Source organism: Chryseobacterium sp. S0630 (assembly GCF_024158915.1).
In the GTDB taxonomy this organism is placed as follows: domain Bacteria; phylum Bacteroidota; class Bacteroidia; order Flavobacteriales; family Weeksellaceae; genus Chryseobacterium.
Genome location: NZ_JAMZGF010000135.1, coordinates 1 through 554, shown reverse-complemented (window position 1 = coordinate 554; position 554 = coordinate 1). Strand labels below are relative to the sequence as shown.

General features: G+C 43.9%; 1 protein-coding gene. It reads left to right on the top strand.

Annotation, left to right across the window (positions count from 1 at the left end):
- The coding region (locus NK356_RS24075) for a peroxidase family protein (RefSeq protein WP_367399325.1) at positions 1–554 on the top strand (554 nt) is incomplete at both ends.

The window sequence follows — 554 nt, the reverse complement described above, 5'->3', positions numbered from 1 at the left end:
AATGCGGATGGTGATATTCATTCAAGAAATCTTGAAAATCCATTGGCTGCCGTACAGATGGGACTTATTTATGTAAATCCTGAAGGTCCGGACGGAAATCCGGATCCTATTGCTGCCGCTAAAGATATCCGTGATACTTTTGGTCGTATGGCGATGAATGATGAAGAAACCGTAGCATTAATTGCCGGAGGACATACTTTTGGTAAAACCCACGGTGCTGGCCCTGCAGATCATGTAGGCAAAGAACCTGAAGCTGCGGGAATTGAACAACAGGGATTTGGATGGGCAAGCACTTATAAATCAGGAAGCGGAAGGGACGCTATTTCCAGTGGTCTTGAAGTAACCTGGACAGAAACTCCGACTCAGTGGAGTAATTATTTCTTTAAAAACCTTTTCGAAAATGAATGGGAATTAACGAAAAGCCCTGCCGGAGCTCACCAATGGGTAGCTAAGGATGGAGCAGATATTATTCCTGACGCATTTGATTCTTCCAAAAAGCATAAACCAACCATGCTTACCACAGACCTTTCGTTGAGATTGGATCCTGTTTACGA